The sequence below is a fragment of the Peribacillus sp. P4_C12 genome, assembly GCF_056402095.1.
Genome location: NZ_JBFUIB010001081.1, coordinates 1 through 714 on the forward strand (window position 1 = coordinate 1; position 714 = coordinate 714).

At 37.0% G+C, this 714-nt stretch carries 1 protein-coding gene; it reads left to right on the forward strand.

Annotated features, from left to right (window positions below; genetic code table 11):
* Positions 1-382: 382 nt before the first annotated feature.
* The coding region (locus AC1DUW_RS31440; RefSeq protein WP_477644525.1) for a helix-turn-helix domain-containing protein at positions 383-714 on the forward strand (332 nt) is incomplete at its 3' end.

Sequence of the window (714 nt, forward strand, 5' to 3'; positions counted from 1 at the left end):
GCATTATGCTTCCTCTTTTTTTGGTCTTAAAATCCATGTTAGTGTGGACCGCATAGCATATCTGGAAAGAAGATGAGAGGGGGGGAGCCAACAGCTAATCAAAAAATTGCTTGTCTTTTTTTCGTCAAATCAGGATCTTAGACTTTCGTTGAGAATATTTGATATAAAGTAGTTTTTTTTCAATTTTAAGCATTTACCGCCCCTCTTTAATGTTATTAGTATCTTTCCTTTATCATTTCCCGCCAGAAGACTCCCTCTTCAAGCGTGTGAAGGGCGAGAGCCCARTGGTAAGGGGGAGATGAATGGCGGTTGGCATAAGCCAAAGTAATCTTTTAGCAAACATACGTTCGATAGTTAATAATAACATAAGGGGGTGAAACCAATGGTCGTAAACAAAGCTTATAAATTTCGAATCTATCCAACTAAAGAACAACTAGTTCTAATCAATAAAACGATCGGCTGCTCCCGTTTTGTCTATACCTTCTTTTTAGGCAAACAAAAGGAGAAAGATGCCTACTGGTATATTTGTGAAGAAATGAAGCAGTACGGCCAATTACCCTCTAATGAATGGAAAGGTTCTTATCTGAATAAATACGCAACAATCAAAGAACTTCCAGCTTTAAAGAAAGAGTATTCTTTCCTGAAAGAAGTAGACAGTATTGCCTTACAGAAATCGGTGGAAAATTTAGCAGATTCCTATAGTCGATATTATAA